The 15,040-nt window shown below is 41.1% G+C and carries 18 protein-coding genes; 10 read left to right on the forward strand and 8 right to left on the reverse strand.

The window, feature by feature from the left end:
- Positions 1 to 381 precede the first annotated feature (381 nt).
- The 6 genes from QZT69_RS01495 (at position 382) to QZT69_RS01520 (ending at position 5,296) form a co-directional block, all read left to right on the forward strand.
- On the forward strand, positions 382 to 777 hold the full coding sequence (locus QZT69_RS01495) for a DoxX family protein (protein ID WP_294669849.1): 396 nt from the start codon (positions 382 to 384) through the stop codon (positions 775 to 777).
- A complete protein-coding gene (locus QZT69_RS01500) occupies positions 722 to 1,192 on the forward strand; it encodes a hypothetical protein (protein ID WP_294669852.1) in 471 nt (156 codons plus the stop codon). The genes QZT69_RS01495 and QZT69_RS01500 overlap by 56 nt, the downstream gene beginning before the upstream one ends.
- Before the next feature lie 183 nt (positions 1,193 to 1,375).
- Positions 1,376 to 1,957, forward strand: a complete 582-nt coding sequence (locus QZT69_RS01505; RefSeq protein ID WP_294669854.1) for a cyclic nucleotide-binding domain-containing protein — start codon at positions 1,376 to 1,378, stop codon at positions 1,955 to 1,957.
- A gap of 74 nt (positions 1,958 to 2,031) precedes the next feature.
- Positions 2,032 to 2,463: a DUF6326 family protein gene (locus tag QZT69_RS01510; RefSeq protein WP_294669856.1), complete on the forward strand. Its 432-nt coding sequence runs from the start codon at positions 2,032 to 2,034 to the stop codon at positions 2,461 to 2,463.
- A gap of 163 nt (positions 2,464 to 2,626) precedes the next feature.
- Positions 2,627 to 3,499 (forward strand): T9SS type A sorting domain-containing protein, encoded by an 873-nt coding sequence (locus tag QZT69_RS01515; RefSeq protein WP_294669858.1) that lies wholly within the window; start codon positions 2,627 to 2,629, stop codon positions 3,497 to 3,499.
- A 111-nt stretch (positions 3,500 to 3,610) separates the two neighbouring features.
- Positions 3,611 to 5,296 (forward strand): SBBP repeat-containing protein, encoded by a 1,686-nt coding sequence (locus QZT69_RS01520; RefSeq protein ID WP_294669860.1) that lies wholly within the window; start codon positions 3,611 to 3,613, stop codon positions 5,294 to 5,296.
- Positions 5,297 to 5,404: 108 nt separating this feature from the next.
- On the opposite strand, the gene QZT69_RS01525 is transcribed toward QZT69_RS01520, so the two are convergent.
- The 3 genes from QZT69_RS01525 to recR form a co-directional block, all read right to left on the reverse strand.
- The gene (locus QZT69_RS01525; RefSeq protein WP_294669862.1) at positions 5,405 to 6,145 is read right to left on the reverse strand and encodes an RNA-binding protein; all 741 of its coding nucleotides are present in this window, start codon (positions 6,143 to 6,145) and stop codon (positions 5,405 to 5,407) included.
- A 145-nt stretch (positions 6,146 to 6,290) separates the two neighbouring features.
- Positions 6,291 to 6,722, reverse strand: a complete 432-nt coding sequence (mscL, locus tag QZT69_RS01530; RefSeq protein ID WP_294669864.1) for a large conductance mechanosensitive channel protein MscL — start codon at positions 6,720 to 6,722, stop codon at positions 6,291 to 6,293.
- A 140-nt stretch (positions 6,723 to 6,862) separates the two neighbouring features.
- On the reverse strand, positions 6,863 to 7,468 hold the full coding sequence (recR, locus tag QZT69_RS01535) for a recombination mediator RecR (RefSeq protein WP_294669866.1): 606 nt from the start codon (positions 7,466 to 7,468) through the stop codon (positions 6,863 to 6,865).
- A gap of 121 nt (positions 7,469 to 7,589) precedes the next feature.
- Between recR and QZT69_RS01540 the strand changes: the two genes are divergently transcribed.
- Both QZT69_RS01540 and smpB read left to right on the forward strand, forming a co-directional pair.
- Positions 7,590 to 8,258 carry a hypothetical protein gene (locus QZT69_RS01540; RefSeq protein ID WP_294669868.1) on the forward strand — a complete coding sequence of 223 codons (669 nt, stop codon included), beginning with the start codon at positions 7,590 to 7,592 and terminating at the stop codon, positions 8,256 to 8,258.
- Positions 8,251 to 8,709 carry an SsrA-binding protein SmpB gene (gene smpB / locus QZT69_RS01545; RefSeq protein WP_294669870.1) on the forward strand — a complete coding sequence of 153 codons (459 nt, stop codon included), beginning with the start codon at positions 8,251 to 8,253 and terminating at the stop codon, positions 8,707 to 8,709. Before QZT69_RS01540 ends, smpB begins: the two co-directional genes overlap by 8 nt.
- Before the next feature lie 99 nt (positions 8,710 to 8,808).
- Here smpB and QZT69_RS01550 read toward each other — a convergent pair whose 3' ends face one another.
- Positions 8,809 to 9,666, reverse strand: a complete 858-nt coding sequence (locus QZT69_RS01550; protein ID WP_294669872.1) for a J domain-containing protein — start codon at positions 9,664 to 9,666, stop codon at positions 8,809 to 8,811.
- Entirely contained in the window at positions 9,663 to 10,667 is a 1,005-nt protein-coding gene (locus QZT69_RS01555; protein ID WP_294669874.1) for an AMP-binding protein, read from the reverse strand. Before QZT69_RS01555 ends, QZT69_RS01550 begins: the two co-directional genes overlap by 4 nt.
- Positions 10,668 to 10,900: 233 nt before the next feature.
- On the opposite strand from QZT69_RS01555, the gene QZT69_RS01560 reads away from it, so the two are divergent.
- Both QZT69_RS01560 and QZT69_RS01565 read left to right on the forward strand, forming a co-directional pair.
- Positions 10,901 to 11,353, forward strand: a complete 453-nt coding sequence (locus tag QZT69_RS01560) for a DUF255 domain-containing protein (protein ID WP_294669876.1) — start codon at positions 10,901 to 10,903, stop codon at positions 11,351 to 11,353.
- 59 nt (positions 11,354 to 11,412) lie between these two features.
- Positions 11,413 to 11,700 (forward strand): hypothetical protein, encoded by a 288-nt coding sequence (locus QZT69_RS01565; protein WP_294669878.1) that lies wholly within the window; start codon positions 11,413 to 11,415, stop codon positions 11,698 to 11,700.
- A gap of 3 nt (positions 11,701 to 11,703) precedes the next feature.
- Here QZT69_RS01565 and QZT69_RS01570 read toward each other — a convergent pair whose 3' ends face one another.
- Genes QZT69_RS01570 through QZT69_RS01580 form a run of 3 tightly spaced genes read right to left on the reverse strand, consistent with a single transcriptional unit; the run spans position 11,704 to position 14,907 of the window.
- The gene (locus tag QZT69_RS01570) at positions 11,704 to 12,741 is read right to left on the reverse strand and encodes a sialidase family protein (protein WP_294669879.1); all 1,038 of its coding nucleotides are present in this window, start codon (positions 12,739 to 12,741) and stop codon (positions 11,704 to 11,706) included.
- The gene (locus tag QZT69_RS01575; RefSeq protein WP_294669881.1) at positions 12,695 to 13,636 is read right to left on the reverse strand and encodes a lysophospholipid acyltransferase family protein; all 942 of its coding nucleotides are present in this window, start codon (positions 13,634 to 13,636) and stop codon (positions 12,695 to 12,697) included. The genes QZT69_RS01570 and QZT69_RS01575 overlap by 47 nt, the downstream gene beginning before the upstream one ends.
- Entirely contained in the window at positions 13,633 to 14,907 is a 1,275-nt protein-coding gene (locus tag QZT69_RS01580; protein WP_294669883.1) for a replication-associated recombination protein A, read from the reverse strand. Before QZT69_RS01580 ends, QZT69_RS01575 begins: the two co-directional genes overlap by 4 nt.
- Positions 14,908 to 15,040 lie beyond the last annotated feature (133 nt).

Here is a 15,040-nt window from a genome sequence, read left to right on the forward strand (position 1 = left end):
TTTTCAAGCAGAAGACGGCATACGAGATCTAGTACGGTCTCGTGGGCTCGGAGATGTGTATAAGAGACAGACTCCAAGTAGTGAAAACGACCTGAGAACAGGTGGTAAATTCAAACATCGAATGGAAGCCAAAGACGGGAGTTTCGGTTTTGACTTTGAAGGCACTTATGACCAGGTGGAGCTGCATCGGGAAATTACATACACAATGAGTGACGGAAGAAAGGCTACGACTTTGTTTACAGAGCAAAACGGGGAAACCAAAATAGCGACCATATTTGATCCTGAAACAGAAAATGACCCTGAATTTCAGAAACAAGGATGGCAAGCGATCCTGGACAACTTTGTAAAATATGTTGAATCAAACCAATAAAATTTAATAAGATGAAAAAGTTTAAAATTATTTTTTGGGTGGCAACCGCCATCCTTATCCTTTGGGAAGGTGTCATGCCGCTTAGCACCGTGATCTTTGCGCCCGAGTATGTAAATGCGGGCACAAAACCTCTGGGCTATCCCGATTATTTCGCCTACACCCTTATTATTTGTAAAGTACTTGGAGTGTTGGCTATTTCTTATTCTAAAACTCCGGAGAAGCTAAAGGAATGGGCCTATGCAGGACTAACCTTTAATTTAATCTTTGCATTCATCAGTCACGCCTGTGTTGACCAAAATATGGGGTTTATGTTAATGCCACTTGTGGTTTTGGGCATTCTGGCAGTTTCCTATGTCTACAACCATAAAATTCAGAATTACAGCCAAAGCAGGCTATCCGTTAATTGATGAGTGTAGGCGTATGGATGAGCTTACTAATAAGGTAACCAGTGCGATTTTTATCACATTTTCCGGGAATTGTATAAAAGCACTCAGATTTTACCAATCCTGCTTTGGTGGTACCTTGCAATTTGAAACTTTTGGGAAAGAATTATTACAGGTTTACACAGAAACACCTGTCGTAAGTGGATCCCTGGTTTCCGACAGAATAATTATTCATGGCTCGGACCTGGTACACGAAGAAGGAAGAAAAATTGGGAATTATATGTCTATTTTTCTATACTGCAAAACCAGCAATGATAGGAAAGTGCTTATAGAAAAACTGGAAGCTAACAAAAAGAGTCCTTTTAATAGGAATGATGATGACCAAAAACTAATTGAGATAACGGATATGTTTGATGTAAGATGGTTATTAGGGGTTTAGCCGCAATGGATAGAATTATACAAAAAGAAAAAAGCATTCAGCGGTAGTTGGATGCTTTTTTGCTTTTGTCCCTTAATACTCTCCCAATAGCTATCGGGAGCGAAATCACAGTTCGAAGATCGAATTTCCCTGAAAATACGGTATCTCACATTTTTTTGGTAGTATTGGAGTACTAAAATGGCTATGCAGCAGATACTATTTGACTTTTTAACGAAATATGTTCCTCTGACAGAAGCGGAGAAGAACGCAATCGTTTCCCTGGATATCTTTCGTTCGGTAAAGAAAGGCACTGTTTTACTCCGGGAAGGACAAATTACGAAAGAAAGCTATTTTGTTCTGAAAGGATGTATCCGGAAATATTATGTCCTCGAGGGAGAAGAAAAAACAACTGCTTTTTACACCGAAATGGAAGGTTTGACGCCTCATTGCGTTGCAAGCCAAATGCCTTCTGAATATTATGTAAGCTGTACGGAAGACTGCATACTCATCGTTTCGAATGCGGATATGGAAAGTGAAGTCAACGGTAAGTTTCCAAAGTTCGACACCCTTTGCAAAATACTATCCGAAGAACGTTTGGGGAAACAACAAATCGATTTCGATGCGTTTAAAACCTCTTCTCCCGAACAGCGTTATTTGAATTTATTGCAGTCCCGGTCCGATCTTATTCAGCGTGTGCCGCAGCACCAATTGGCGAGCTATTTAGGAATCAAACCTCAATCATTAAGCCGTCTAAGAGCAAGAATTATCGAAAAAAGTAAGGAATAAGCTTCTTTCTTAACTTAAGTGAACGAGTTGCAGCGTTTCACCCGCCTACTTTTGTGGTATCCATTTGATAATTTATGAATACACAAAAAACAACACAGAAACCACTTGAAGAATTTAAAGTCAGTGTCAGACTGAAGCTTGCTGCATTATGGGTCAGTTTCATGTTTCTCTACATCTACGTCGATTATTTCCACTTATTCATGCCCGGAACTTTGGAAGACATGCTAGCCGGTAAAGTGTTTACGTTTAAGGTTAGTCAAACATTTCTTTTGATCGTGCTCGCTGCAGCTGCCATACCTGTATTAATGATTTTTCTTTCGCTTGCATTGCCGGCTAAAATAAATCGGCTTACAAACATCATCGTTGCGTTAATCCACATTCCTTATATGCTGTTTAACCTGGCGGGAGAAGCCTGGATTCACATGGTGCTTGGGGCTGTTTTAGAAGTTATTCTTCTTGGTCTGATTATCCGTTACGCCTGGAAATGGCCCCGGATGGATGAATGAAAAACGGCTTGAAGTTTTCGGAAACGATAGTTTTGGGAGGGTGTCTTTCTCCGGAAAAATTTTAATTCTTTGATCTTTTTCCTTAATATTGAAGTATCCGCGTAACAAAACCTAAGTCAGGCCAATTGGATTGCTGTCAGCGGTTTTATAAAACAAAGCAAAGATGAAAAAACTTTTAGTCATTTTTCTGATCTTTTCAACGGCTCAGTGCCTGAAAGCGCAGCAATATCAGCCTTTTGATCTTAATTCGGGAATATGGTACTGCTTTTATTCTACAAAAGGCGGGATGTTTGGAGGTGGAACTCCTGTAAATTACTATGCCTCAGATTCCGTTAAGTTTTACTGTGACGGAGATACGATCATTAATGCGGTTGCATTTAAAAAATTAATGTATGCAGGAAATACATCCTCTCAAGTTGTACCGTTAACTCCGATTTCAGGATACTATGGCGCTATCCGGAATGATGTGCCCAATAAGAAAGTATATTTCGTGTCTAAAGGGTATGATTCCAGTTACCAGGGAACGGGAGATTTACTTTATGATTTTGATTTGAATATTGGTGACAGTATTGCAACACATTTTATTTCCACGGATAAGGAACCCGTTTCCCAAATAGATTCGGTTCTGTATTGCGGCGCATACCACAAAAGATACAGCAGTCCGTCGGGATATTTTATTATTGAAGGAATTGGTTCGCAGCATGGATTGATCCCGGTAAAATTCGCGACCAATTTCGGCTATACGATGTGTTACGAGGAAACAGGAAATCAGTCCTGTACAAATTGCAATATAGCGTTATCGTTGGAAGACAACACTTTAAATCGTCTGGCTATTTTCCCGAATCCTACTACCGGAAGCATACAGATCCAATCGGATTTAGACATTCTATACCTGGAATTATATGATGCGGATGGAAGCCTGGTGGAACGGATCAATGATTCCAAAACGGGAATAGATTTGAAAAGGAGTGGGGTTTATCTGTTGAAAATACACACCGATTCAGGAGAGTTTGTAAGAAGACTGATCAGGGAATAATCAAGTACTGAATTTGCAAAAGATTGAGTTACCGGATTCCGGAGTCATTTAACAGATACTAAAATCAATAACTGTTCGTTAAGTATCAAAACACGCTTAAAATACTAACACATGTCACTGATTTCTAATCGTTTTTTTCTTTCGGGAACTTTCTTTATCCTGCTGTTTGTACCTGTTTCCTTCGGGCAAGCTTTCCAATGGGCTAAGCAAAACGGGGAATCCGGATGGGATAGGGTAAGTGCAGTCCAAACGAATACCATGAACGAGGTTTACCTCTTAGGTAGTTTTGAAGGAACTGTTGATCTTGATCCCGGAACCGGAGTTTTTCAAATGACTTCCGTGGGGGCTAGAGATGCCTTTATCTCTAAACTTGATTCCAACGGAAATTTTATCTGGGCCAAACAGTTCGGTGACAGTGCTTTTGTAGATGAAATAAGTAAGCTGGGAATAGATTCTCAGGGAAACTTGTATATCACCGGATCATTCCTGGGATCCATGGATTTTGATCCGGGACCGGGAAGTTTTTCTGTGACATCCCATGCAATGGACCGGGATATCTTTATTCTGAAACTGGACGATAGTGGTAGTTTTGTCTGGGCCAAACAAATTGGAGGACCATTCAATCACTTTTTTCCTACACCGGCCCACGCTTCAGCAATAGCGGTGGATGAGGTAGGAAATCAATACTTAACCGGTTATTTTGACGGGACCATCGACTTTGATCCGGATCCGAATGTGGAGTTCGAAATGATATCTCAGACAAATTCCTCTGACATCTTCGTATGCAAATTAAGTACGAACGGAGCCTTGGTATGGGCCAAACAATTCCATGGAAATCAGCCTCATTTCGGAGGAGTAGGGTATGATATAGCTGTCAATACACTCGGAGAAGTTTATTCTACGGGCACCATAGGCGGATCAATTGATTTCGATCCTGGTATGGCTAATTTTTCCCTGGAACCGTCAGTTTCCGGTCAGACGGAGGCTTACCTCAGTAAACTGGATGCACAGGGAAACTTTTTATGGGCCGAAATAATGGGCCCGGGTGAAGGAAATGCTTTAGCTGTCGACGATCAGGGAAATGTATATTCAAGTGGATCGGCGCCTCCGGGATATACACCACTGATCCATAAACTGGATGCATCCGGGCAATTGTTGTGGGAAAAAGAATTGGGAGGCACGGACGGCGTATCTATTGCAGTAGATAGCAACGATAATGTATATACGATCGGTTCGTGTTTCGGAACAAATGATTATGATCCGGGACCAGGTGTTTTTCAGCTTTCAGCTGGAAATTCAGATGCATATATTCGTAAACTCGATTCTTCAGGCAACTTTTTATGGGCAGGATTGCTAAGCGGGACTGACCAGGTTTGGGCTTGTGATGTGACAATTGATTCGGATAACGCCATTTTGGCCGCTGGTTATTTCAGTCAAACGGCTGATTTTGATCCTTCACTTTTAATTTTCAACCTTACGGGACCAGCTTCCGGTTACAACTTATTTGTAACCAAATTAAGCCAGGATTCGGAACTTGGAATAGCTGATAATGAACTTCGCGATGAAATAATCCTTTATCCGAATCCCACCGGAGGAAATATTACCCTGGTTTACGAAGGAAGTGATGATAACCTGTATTTCCATTTGAAGAATATCAACGGACAATTGTTGGGCTCACAGCAGCTTTATCCGGGAAGCAAAACGGAAATAGAGTTAAATCTGGCAAGCGGAATGTACCTGCTGGAAATAACCGATAAAGAACAAGTTCGTTCGGTGCACCGGATAGTGAAAAAGTAATCGTACTGAAAGGTTTCGTAAAGAAAAGCTGCGTTTTGGTGAAAACCCGGTAACTCTAAAACTTGAATACAAAAAAACGCCTGGCTAACCAGGCGTTTTTTTTAGGAGTTATTTTCTTTTATAATCTTCGTCTTCATCATCGTAATCCTCATCATCGTAATCTTCGTCGTCATACTCGTCTTCATCGTCGTAGTCTTCATCCGAATCATCGTCACTGTTTACCAGGTATTTACGGTAGTCTTCTTCAATTTCTTCTTCTTCGTTTCTGCCGAATAAATCCAATTCTTCGTCTGAAAGATCATCGTCATCCAAAAATTGATTGTCTTTACCACTTTTGCGGTAAGCTTCCATTTTTGGTTTCTTCGGAGCATCTTTACTAACACTTCCGCCTAAGCCTTTTGCATCTTTCTCCTTTTTGCGCTCAACTTTCGCCGGAATAATGTCATCCGGACTGGTAAAAGCAGGTTTACTTGTACGCTCTTCCGGTTTTTTGTAATCCGACTTGTATTCATTCGTATTACTGCGGTCTTCTCTTGGACGATCACTTTTGAAAGAAGGTCTGTCCCCGGAACGGTTGTCACCACCAGACGGTTTTCCTCCCGAAGCACGGTCATCCGCTTTCTTAACAGCGATATTTCGTCCGTTAATGACATAATTATCTAATGCCTGGATTGCCTGATCTGCTTCTGATTCATCCGCCATTTCAACAAAAGCAAAACCTCTTGGCTTGCCTGTTTCGCGGTCTTTTGCAATGGTAATACGGTTTACTCTTCCGTATTCTTCAAAAAGGGACTTCAACTGATCTTCTGTTGCGTTGAAATCAAGTTTTGCCACAAAAATACTTGTCATCGGTATTTAAATATTCTCTTTTGCGCCCCAAATGAGGCTTTTGTTTCGAACGAAGATATATAAATTTTCAAACCCACAAAACTTTGAACGATAATTCTGTGTCACCAATTATTCATTGGTTTCTGTCAAAGATTTTAAAGACTAATTATTGCTTGTTCTTTAACAGGTCGCGGATTTCCATTAATAGCTTTTCTTCATTGGAAGGTTCTGGTGCCGGAGCAGGTGTTTCTTCCTCTTTTTTCTTGCGGAAATTGGCAGCTTTATTCATCAATTTAATTATTAAGAATAAACAAAATGCAATTACAAGGAAATTGATAACTTTTGCCAGGAATGCACCATACAGAATACCTCCTTCTACTACTTCTTTTCCGTCTTTTACTACTGTAGTTCCGAAAGCTTTTAACTCCGCAATATTGTCTACATGTGCAGCTTTTAATGCCGGATTTAATAGAGCTGGAGTAATAATATCGGTAACCAGCGAGTTAATAATTGCTCCGAAAGCGGCTCCCAGGATGACGGCTACTGCCAGGTCAACCACATTTCCGCGCATGATAAATGCCTTGAATTCCTTTAACATAGTTCTTAGTTTGAAGTCTAATATACAAAACAGAGTGAGAAACAGAAACAGAATGAGGAAAAGATTTTCAGCGGAAAAGGAAGAATATGAACAGAAGAATTAGAATCTTTCTTCATGCTCATTCTTGGCTTTCATTCTGATTAAGATTGAAAAGGGATGCGCTGCTGTATCGACCGCGAAAGTGTAATCTCGTCTGCGTACTGGATCTCAGAACCAACTGCAATACCTCGTGAAAGGGCTGTTATCTGTACATTGGTGGCGTGCAGTTTTTTGTACAGGAAGAAATTCGTCGTGTCTCCTTCCATGGTCGGACTTAAAGCCAAAATGATTTCGTCCGCTTGTCCGGCAGTACACTTATCAACCAAGGGCTGAATAAACAGGTCATTCGGTCCGATTCCATCCATGGGAGAAATAATTCCGCCCAATACGTGATAAATCCCCTGGTAGGTCCCTGTGCTTTCAATAGCCATCACATCGCGGATATCTTCCACTACACAAATCAGGCGGTGATTGCGTTTTTCATTCGAACAAATGGAGCAAACCGGAGTATCTGAAATGTTACCGCAGGAAGAACAACTTTGTACATGGGATTTTAATTGCTGCAGAATATCTCCGAAACGCTCGAGTTCTTCCGGATCGCGTTTCAATAAATTCAATACCAGGCGCAAAGCAGTACGCTTACCAATTCCGGGTAAAGAGCTAAATTGCTCTACTGCTTCTTCAACATATTTCGATGGAATATTCATCGCTTCAAAAGTACGGATTTTAGCTTGTTTTCATGTTTACAGCCGATGAATATCGGTCAAATTAAGAACTCATTCGAACGAAGTACTTGTGTTTTCTGGCTTGAAGCAGTATTTTCGCGGGGTGGATAAGATAGCATTTGATTTTTTAGGATTACACCTTTTGGAACCGATGGCCCTGATATTGAATTGGATTATAGCAGGATTCTGCCTATTTGCGTTCAATAAACTGGGGAAGTATAAGAACGAAGCAAATTTTTACTGGCGCCTTTTTTACCTTACATTCGGACTTTCTACCTTTTTTGGCGGGTTGGGACACTTGTTCTTTAACTACTGGGGATTTTTCGGAAAGTACCCAAGCTGGATTTTCGGATGTTTGGCTAATGGTTTTGCTGCGGTCGGAATGTTGCGTTTTAAAGGAATTTCCACTCCGAAAGATTATGCTTTTGCTTTGATCTGGATAAAGAGTATTGCCCTGTGTGTGGTTTCTATTTTGACCCAAAAATTCATTTTCACAGCAATTGATGCCATTATTACTTACATCAGTTATACCGGTGTGTATGCTTATATTTTACAAAGAAGGCACCCGGAAGCCCAGTTTTTGAAAAAATTCATCATTGGTGTCTGTATCCTGACTCCTTCGGCATTTATCTTTATTTTGAAGATCAATGTGCACGAATGGCTGAATAAAGATGATCTGAGCCATATCCTGATGTTGGTAACGATTTATTATTTTTACCTTGGTATAAAAGAATGGGGGCAAAGTCAGTCTCCGGAATTAAAACATGTCTAAGAACGAAGTAAATATTAAGAACAAGCGCGCACGCTTTGAGTATCAGTTGGATGAATTCTTTACTGCAGGAATGGTGTTGTCCGGTACGGAGATCAAAAGTATCCGAAACGGAAAGGCAAGTATCCTGGAGGCGTATTGTATTGTAGATAACGGACAGGTCTTTATTCGTAATATGCACGTTTCTCCGTATGAGAATGCTTCATTCTACAACCATTCTGTTCGCTCCGACCGTAAATTACTTCTGAACAAAAAAGAGATCAAAAAGCTGGAAAAATGGGTGAAGACAAAGGGAAATACCATCGTTCCTCTGAAACTATTCCTTTCGGAAAAAGGCTGGCTGAAATTGGAATTAGCCACCGGTGTGGGTAAAAAACTCCACGATAAGCGTCACGATCTGAAAGAAAAAGACGATAAACGCGAAATGGACCGCCTGAAGAAAAATCGTTCTTAAGATAACAAGGTTTTATTTCACCGCAAAGATTCTGAGAACGCAAAGATTAGATGTTTCCATTTGTACATTCGCCTCTTTGCTTTAAAAGAATGGAAGATCTTACAAGAATCCCAAAGTCAATAAGTGCCAGATCCTGCCCTGTGTAAGCAAAATATAGGTTGCAATCGTACCTACACCCCAAAAGGAAAGGTGGTAGAGGAATACAAACGAAAGTGTTTTTCGGCGTATTAAATAGGGGTAAAGCGGAACAAGGAACAAAATGATCAGCCCGAAACGGATACTCCTGATATGGAAATCAAACGGTGTGCGGTAACGTGTAAAATCATCCGAAGTGATCATTTTTACAGGAGTGTGCAGGAACCAGGTTGTTTCAATGATAACCTCCGGATAGGCATATTTCCAGGCGTAAATGTTGTTCTGCACGTAGTATTTCCCCCTGTTTTGTAACTCGATACCGGTAATATTTCCTTTGATAATTCCATTGTTCAGTGATTTGGAAGAGCCCAGCAATACATCGTGCTCATAATGCATGGGCAGGAAAAACTCGGTCGACAATGCCAGCGAAAGTACCAGGGATATCCGCATGATATATTTGTAAATACTCCAGCGCATGCCGCTTGTAAGAGAGACGAAATAACGGTTATTGTCACGTGCCTGCTGCATTTTTTGTTGTTCATAGCGCATTTTGGCCATGCGCATACGTTCCAGGCGTTCTTCTTCAGATTCGTTTGCTGCTCTCCGGGAAGTTCTCTTTTCTTCTGCGACAGATTCTTTGTAATCCGGGTTCAGGAGAATTTCAACTGCTTTCCCTAATTTAATGAAGACCTCGTGTGCCAATGGGTCCGGGTTCACGTCCGGGTGTAAACGAAGTGCAAGCTTTTTATATTGTTTCCTGATCTGCGCATCCGTTGAATCGGCAGGAAGATTTAATAAACGAAAGCATTCCGCACGCGTCATTTGAGGAGCGAGTTTAGGGTTTCTTTTCGGCGGACCTTCCCGTTTTCGGTCTTGAGAATGGAGGAAATAACCTGTTCTTTGGGAGCTGCATATTTACCAAACTTCTCCCGTATAATTTCACGGATTTTCCTGAATTTTTCTTCGGTAAGTGCTTCTTCCAGGATTAAAACACATGCTTCTCCCAATGTTTCATGCGGCATTCCTCCAATCATGAACGGAACATGGATATATTCGGCTATCACCTGCTCAATGATTTCCGGGTGGATTTTAATTCCGCCGCTATTAATAACAAAGTCTGCTCTTCCGAGCCATCTGAAATGCTTCGGGTCAATCAGTTCAACCTGGTCGTTTGTCTGCATGCGGTCAATTCCCAATTTGGAATCGGTAATAACTAATGAGTCATTAGAAATAGTAAGTTCCACACCATCCAATGTTTCATAAACCGGGTTGTTCATTGTTCTCAAAGCAATGTGGGAAACAGTTTCGGTCATTCCGAATCCGATGTAAACCGCAGGCTTTAATTCGGCAAGTACCTGTTCAAGCTCACTTGAAAGGCCCATTCCGCCCAATAGAATGGTATCAAATCGATTCAATTTTTCAGGAGTTTCCTCCAAAATGACTTTCACCTGGTAAGGAACCAGGGAAATAAAAGAAAAACGGGATTTCGGATCGATTTCTTCCAGTGGATTAGCCCGTGGTTCAACTACCTGAATGGGGTAATTTCCTACAAGGGCACGAATAAGCATCATTTTCCCTCCGATTGTATGCGGAGATAAAGGCATCAGCACAAGTGAACTTTCATTCAGTCCGAAAAAGGCATTGCTGCGCCTGGCTGAAGCTTCCAATTGTTCTCTTTTAAGTGAGATGGATTTCGGCGCTCCGGTGGAACCACTCGTTTTCACTTTATATTCCGGAGATTTCTCTTTCCATAAGGCAATGATCTTTTGGATCTCTTGATAAGTCTCTGCAGAACAATCTGTATAGGTTACTTCAAAAGCCATTTTTGAATTCAAAATTATAAATGCAAAATGCAAAAATTAAATCCTGGTATGTTTCTGTTCAATCAAAAATACTTCTTTTGAATAGTTGGAACAATACTTGTTGTGAAAGTTCAAAAGTTTAAATGTTCAACAATTGAAAAAAATCATGATTTTAAACTGATTTTGCATTTGAACCATTTGAACAGTTTATTTGCTAAATTTAGACAAAGATAATGACTCAAAAAAACACCCATATGAAATTTATTGCTTTGTTCCTGCTGGGACTCTCATTCTTCGTTTTTTCCTTTAACTCCACGGAGAAATCTGTTGCAAGTCCTGAATGGTCGATACAGGCTGGCTCAGGGATCAAGTTTTCAAAACTTACTTTTCAGAAAGCGATCAAACAAGCCAAGGCTACCGGGAAATTGATATTTATCGATGTACATACCAGCTGGTGCGGACCGTGTAAAGAAATGGCCAAAACTACTTTTACGGATTCAGAAGTAGGGAATGTATTCAATCAGCGCTTTATCAATTTAAAGATCGATGCGGAAGAAGATGCGGACGGACCAATGATTTCCAAAGCATACACGGTTACTGCTTATCCGACTTTACTGTTTATCAATGGCGAAGGGAAGATGGTGAAGAAATTGGTTGGGAAACAGAGCAAAGAGAAGCTGTTGGCAGCTGTTTCAACGATTAAATAATTACGAATTACGAATTACGAATTGAACTTCCCAAAAATAGGTTGAACTTAAATTCCTTTATGAAAATTTTGAGTCCTCCCATGGTTATGATTTTCCTGTTTTCTGCTTGTAGCTATTCAACGGATAAACAAGAAGTTGAACCTGAAGTTGAACAGGAGCAGGTTGATGAAAATCCAGTCTTAGAGATTGATACAAACGACATTGAAAATCAAATTGCTCTTCATGAATATTTGATCAGAGAACATTACGGGCAATGGGGTATGGATGAAGAAAAACTCCAAAAACTGAAAGATTCTATTAATTATGATTCTATTCTCAGGAATAGGAAATATCCGGTTTACAAGTAAAGACTATTTCTTTTGAACGATTGTTGAACTCTTTGAACCTTTTGAACTGTTTTTAACCTTGAGTCTCAAACAATACCCTTTATTCGACGTTGCATAAAGTGTTTTCTTTTCCAGCAGAAGTGCACAAAAATTTCCTTTCATTAAAAAATACCAGGTTTCCCCCCCGTCTTTGGAATAATCAATTCCTGTTGTTCCACAGGAAAATAAGATCTTTTTGTTTCCGGTAACACAAGAGCGATACCCGTTGGGAAATACTTCCGAAGCTTTCCATGTTTTTCCTCCATCAGCAGTATAACATGCATTTTGAGTTGCTTCCGTACTTTTCCGGTAATCACCGCCAACTACCACACCATGCAGCAGATCCCAAAAGAATAGGGAGAAAGGACCTGCTCCTTCACCGGTTTTCATAGGAAGTTTAACGGACAATGTTCGTTTTGACCAAAGATCAACGTAATGGAATCTGGCAGAAGTATCGCCGCCCGAAACAAAAAAGTATGTTTCCGGACTCAGAAATTGCGCGCAGGTTCCGCTGGCTGCATAACACCCTTCGTTGGGTTCACTTGCAATCTTTTGTCCGACCTCATTGAAAATAAGTGATTCAGGACCTTTCTTGCGTAAAAAGAAATTTCCGTCTACCGGGTCTCCTAATATAACCAACTCATTTTCCCAAATCGATATATCGTCCAGGAAAATTCCGTTTTCCCGGAAAACCGGAGCAAAAGATTCTAAATTCCCTTTGTAAACAATTCCATTGTCGCCGGAAAGAATAGCGTATATAGTATCCTCATGAATAGCGATGTCTCTGAATTCGCCGCCTTTCACCGGTGTAACAAGCGTTCTTCTGCTCTTGTTTTTTTCATTGAAAGCAATGACTCCGGTTTTTGACGTTCCGAAAAGCAGCCAATCTTTTTTATAACGGACCACAATGCGTGAATAAGAAGTATCTGCCGCAAAACGAAGCGTGTCCGCAGCTCCGACTTTTTGAGAGATTCCGTTATGGCTTAGGAGAATGAGTCCTAAAAAGAGAATTGAATTTTTCACGCTGTTCTTCTTTTAGTTTCGGAATGTTGTCGGGAACCGTTCGTTTCCATCGTTTATGCGACCACAACCATGGTCCGGGTTCTTCCAAAATACGCTTTTCAAGTAATTTTGCGTGCCTTTCGGTAATTTCCCCCCAGGGCAGCGTTCTCGGTTCATCCGTCAGGAGTTGCAATTCCACTTCGTAATATCCGCGTTTGATCTTTTTGGGCAGGTAAAAAACAACCGCTTGATCATACGTATTTGCCAATTGTTCTGCCCCGAAAAGAATCCCGGTTGTTTGATGCAGGAAAGTCATCCAGTAGCATTTTGTAGAATCTGCCGGACTTTGATCACTCAATACCAGGGTTGCCGTCGGAACTCCTTTCTGAAGGTACGAATTAAATGTTTCTTTGACAATTTTTGCATGAATGACTTTCATTCCGAAACGCGAACGAAGTGTATTGATCTTCTTATCCCAATATCCGCTGGTTAAAGGCATGCCGATCCCGATTGCCTGGTGCGGGAAGAACAGATCCTGACCGGTAATCATCCATTCCCAATTCATGTAGTGAGCAGAAACCAACAGAACACTTTGATTTTGCTCGTAAAGCTGCTCCATGAGTTCGGGGTTTTTAATCCGGAAGCGCTTACTTAGTTCTTTTTCCGAGATTCCCAGGTTTTTAACTCCTTCCAGCAGCATATCCGCAAAATAACGATAGAATGAACGTTTGATCTTGCAGTGTTCTTTCTTTGTTAAGTTCGGAAAAGAACGGGCAATGTTTCCCTCTATAACCTTTTTTCGGTAAGGGAAAACAGTGATTAGCAAAAGGAAGAACAAATCGGAAAAGCGATAAGTAATCCAAAGCGGAAGTTTGGAAAGAGGAAGTACGAACAAATAGTAGGCGACTTTACTCATTTCTTGAATTTATTAGGCCAAAGTGTTTGTAACTGCTTGTGGATTTCCTGCTCACGTGCACTGCTTCCGGCGTGGAAGAATGTACGGTCTTTCAGTGAGTCGGGAAGGTATTGCTGTGAAACAAAGTTTCCCGGGAAATTATGCGCATATTGGTATTCGGCACCATAACCGAGGTCTTTCATCAATTTCGTCGGAGCATTTCTCAAATGAAGCGGTACAGGAGCGTTGGGATCTTGTTTTACAGCCGCAATGGCTTCATCAATAGCCAGGTAGGCAGCATTTCCTTTCGGTGAAGTTGCCAGGTAAATAGCACACTGGGAAAGAATGATCCGTGCTTCCGGCCATCCGATTACCTGGATTGCCTGGAAGGTGTTGTTTGCCATGATCAATGCGGTTGGATTCGCCAACCCGATGTCTTCCGAAGCAGAAATAAGCAGTCTTCGTGCAATGAATTTCGGATCTTCACCGCCTTCAATCATGCGTGCAAGCCAATAAACGGCAGCATCCGGATCACTTCCGCGAATGGATTTGATGAAGGCCGAAATAATATCGTAATGTTGTTCACCGTCTTTGTCATAGCGGACGCGCTGCTGTGCCAGCTGGTTTACCAGTTCATCAGTAATAACGGCTGTTTCATTGGGGGAAAAGGTGTTTAAGACCATTTCCAGCAGATTCAGCATTTTTCGTGCATCACCACCCGCAACTGCGATCAATGATTTGTATTCGCGGAGTTCTATTTTTCGTTTGGACAGGATAATATCCTGCTTGATTGCCCGGTTGATCAGTTCCAGTAAATCTTCCAGTGTATGGCCTTCCAGGGTATAAACCTGGCAGCGGGAAAGCAATGCCGAAATAACCTCGAAGGAAGGATTTTCAGTTGTAGCACCGATGAGCGTAATGGTTCCTTTTTCAACTGCTCCGAGCAGGGAATCCTGCTGTGATTTGGAAAAACGGTGAATCTCGTCGATGAATAAAACTGCACCGTTTGATTGGAACATTCCCTGGCTTTCCGCTTTTTGGATAATTTCACGCACATCTTTTACGCCTGAAGAAATAGCCGAAAGTGTATAGAAAGGCCTGTTCAACTGCTTTGCGAGTAAATTAGCCAAAGTTGTTTTTCCAACTCCCGGTGGTCCCCAAAAAATAATGGAAGGAAGGATTTTGGATTGAATGGCTTTCTTCAGGGCTCCGTTTTCCTCCAATAAATGCCTCTGTCCGATATATTCGGACAAATCATTGGGACGCATACGTTCTGCTAAGGGAGCACTCATCTTTAAATGTTCAAATGTTCAAGAGTTCAAAAGTTTAAAGGCTTAAATAGTTCAAATAGTTCCAACGGTTTCCACGAAGTGGATACAATCCTTTGAACCTTAAACTTTTTTGAACGTTTTGAACATCTTATCA

The organism is uncultured Fluviicola sp., from assembly GCF_902168135.1.
GTDB lineage: Bacteria > Bacteroidota > Bacteroidia > Flavobacteriales_D > Crocinitomicaceae > Fluviicola.

Excerpts from the sequence above, each read along its gene's own strand:
- QZT69_RS01500 (WP_294669852.1), top strand. The coding sequence starts at position 722 with ATGTCTACAACCATAAAATTCAGAATTACAGCCAAAGCAGGCTATCCG.
- QZT69_RS01565 (WP_294669878.1), top strand. The coding sequence starts at position 11,413 with ATGAAAATTTTGAGTCCTCCCATGGTTATGATTTTCCTGTTTTCTGCT.
- QZT69_RS01525 (WP_294669862.1), bottom strand. The coding sequence starts at position 6,145 with ATGACAAGTATTTTTGTGGCAAAACTTGATTTCAACGCAACAGAAGAT.
- QZT69_RS01550 (WP_294669872.1), bottom strand. The coding sequence starts at position 9,666 with ATGACGCGTGCGGAATGCTTTCGTTTATTAAATCTTCCTGCCGATTCA.
- QZT69_RS01520 (WP_294669860.1), top strand. The coding sequence starts at position 3,611 with ATGTCACTGATTTCTAATCGTTTTTTTCTTTCGGGAACTTTCTTTATC.
- QZT69_RS01515 (WP_294669858.1), top strand. The coding sequence starts at position 2,627 with ATGAAAAAACTTTTAGTCATTTTTCTGATCTTTTCAACGGCTCAGTGC.
- QZT69_RS01510 (WP_294669856.1), top strand. The coding sequence starts at position 2,032 with ATGAATACACAAAAAACAACACAGAAACCACTTGAAGAATTTAAAGTC.
- QZT69_RS01505 (WP_294669854.1), top strand. The coding sequence starts at position 1,376 with ATGCAGCAGATACTATTTGACTTTTTAACGAAATATGTTCCTCTGACA.
- QZT69_RS01560 (WP_294669876.1), top strand. The coding sequence starts at position 10,901 with ATGAAATTTATTGCTTTGTTCCTGCTGGGACTCTCATTCTTCGTTTTT.
- QZT69_RS01495 (WP_294669849.1), top strand. The coding sequence starts at position 382 with ATGAAAAAGTTTAAAATTATTTTTTGGGTGGCAACCGCCATCCTTATC.
- smpB (WP_294669870.1), top strand. The coding sequence starts at position 8,251 with ATGTCTAAGAACGAAGTAAATATTAAGAACAAGCGCGCACGCTTTGAG.
- QZT69_RS01555 (WP_294669874.1), bottom strand. The coding sequence starts at position 10,667 with ATGGCTTTTGAAGTAACCTATACAGATTGTTCTGCAGAGACTTATCAA.
- recR (WP_294669866.1), bottom strand. The coding sequence starts at position 7,468 with ATGAATATTCCATCGAAATATGTTGAAGAAGCAGTAGAGCAATTTAGC.
- QZT69_RS01580 (WP_294669883.1), bottom strand. The coding sequence starts at position 14,907 with ATGAGTGCTCCCTTAGCAGAACGTATGCGTCCCAATGATTTGTCCGAA.
- mscL (WP_294669864.1), bottom strand. The coding sequence starts at position 6,722 with ATGTTAAAGGAATTCAAGGCATTTATCATGCGCGGAAATGTGGTTGAC.
- QZT69_RS01575 (WP_294669881.1), bottom strand. The coding sequence starts at position 13,636 with ATGAGTAAAGTCGCCTACTATTTGTTCGTACTTCCTCTTTCCAAACTT.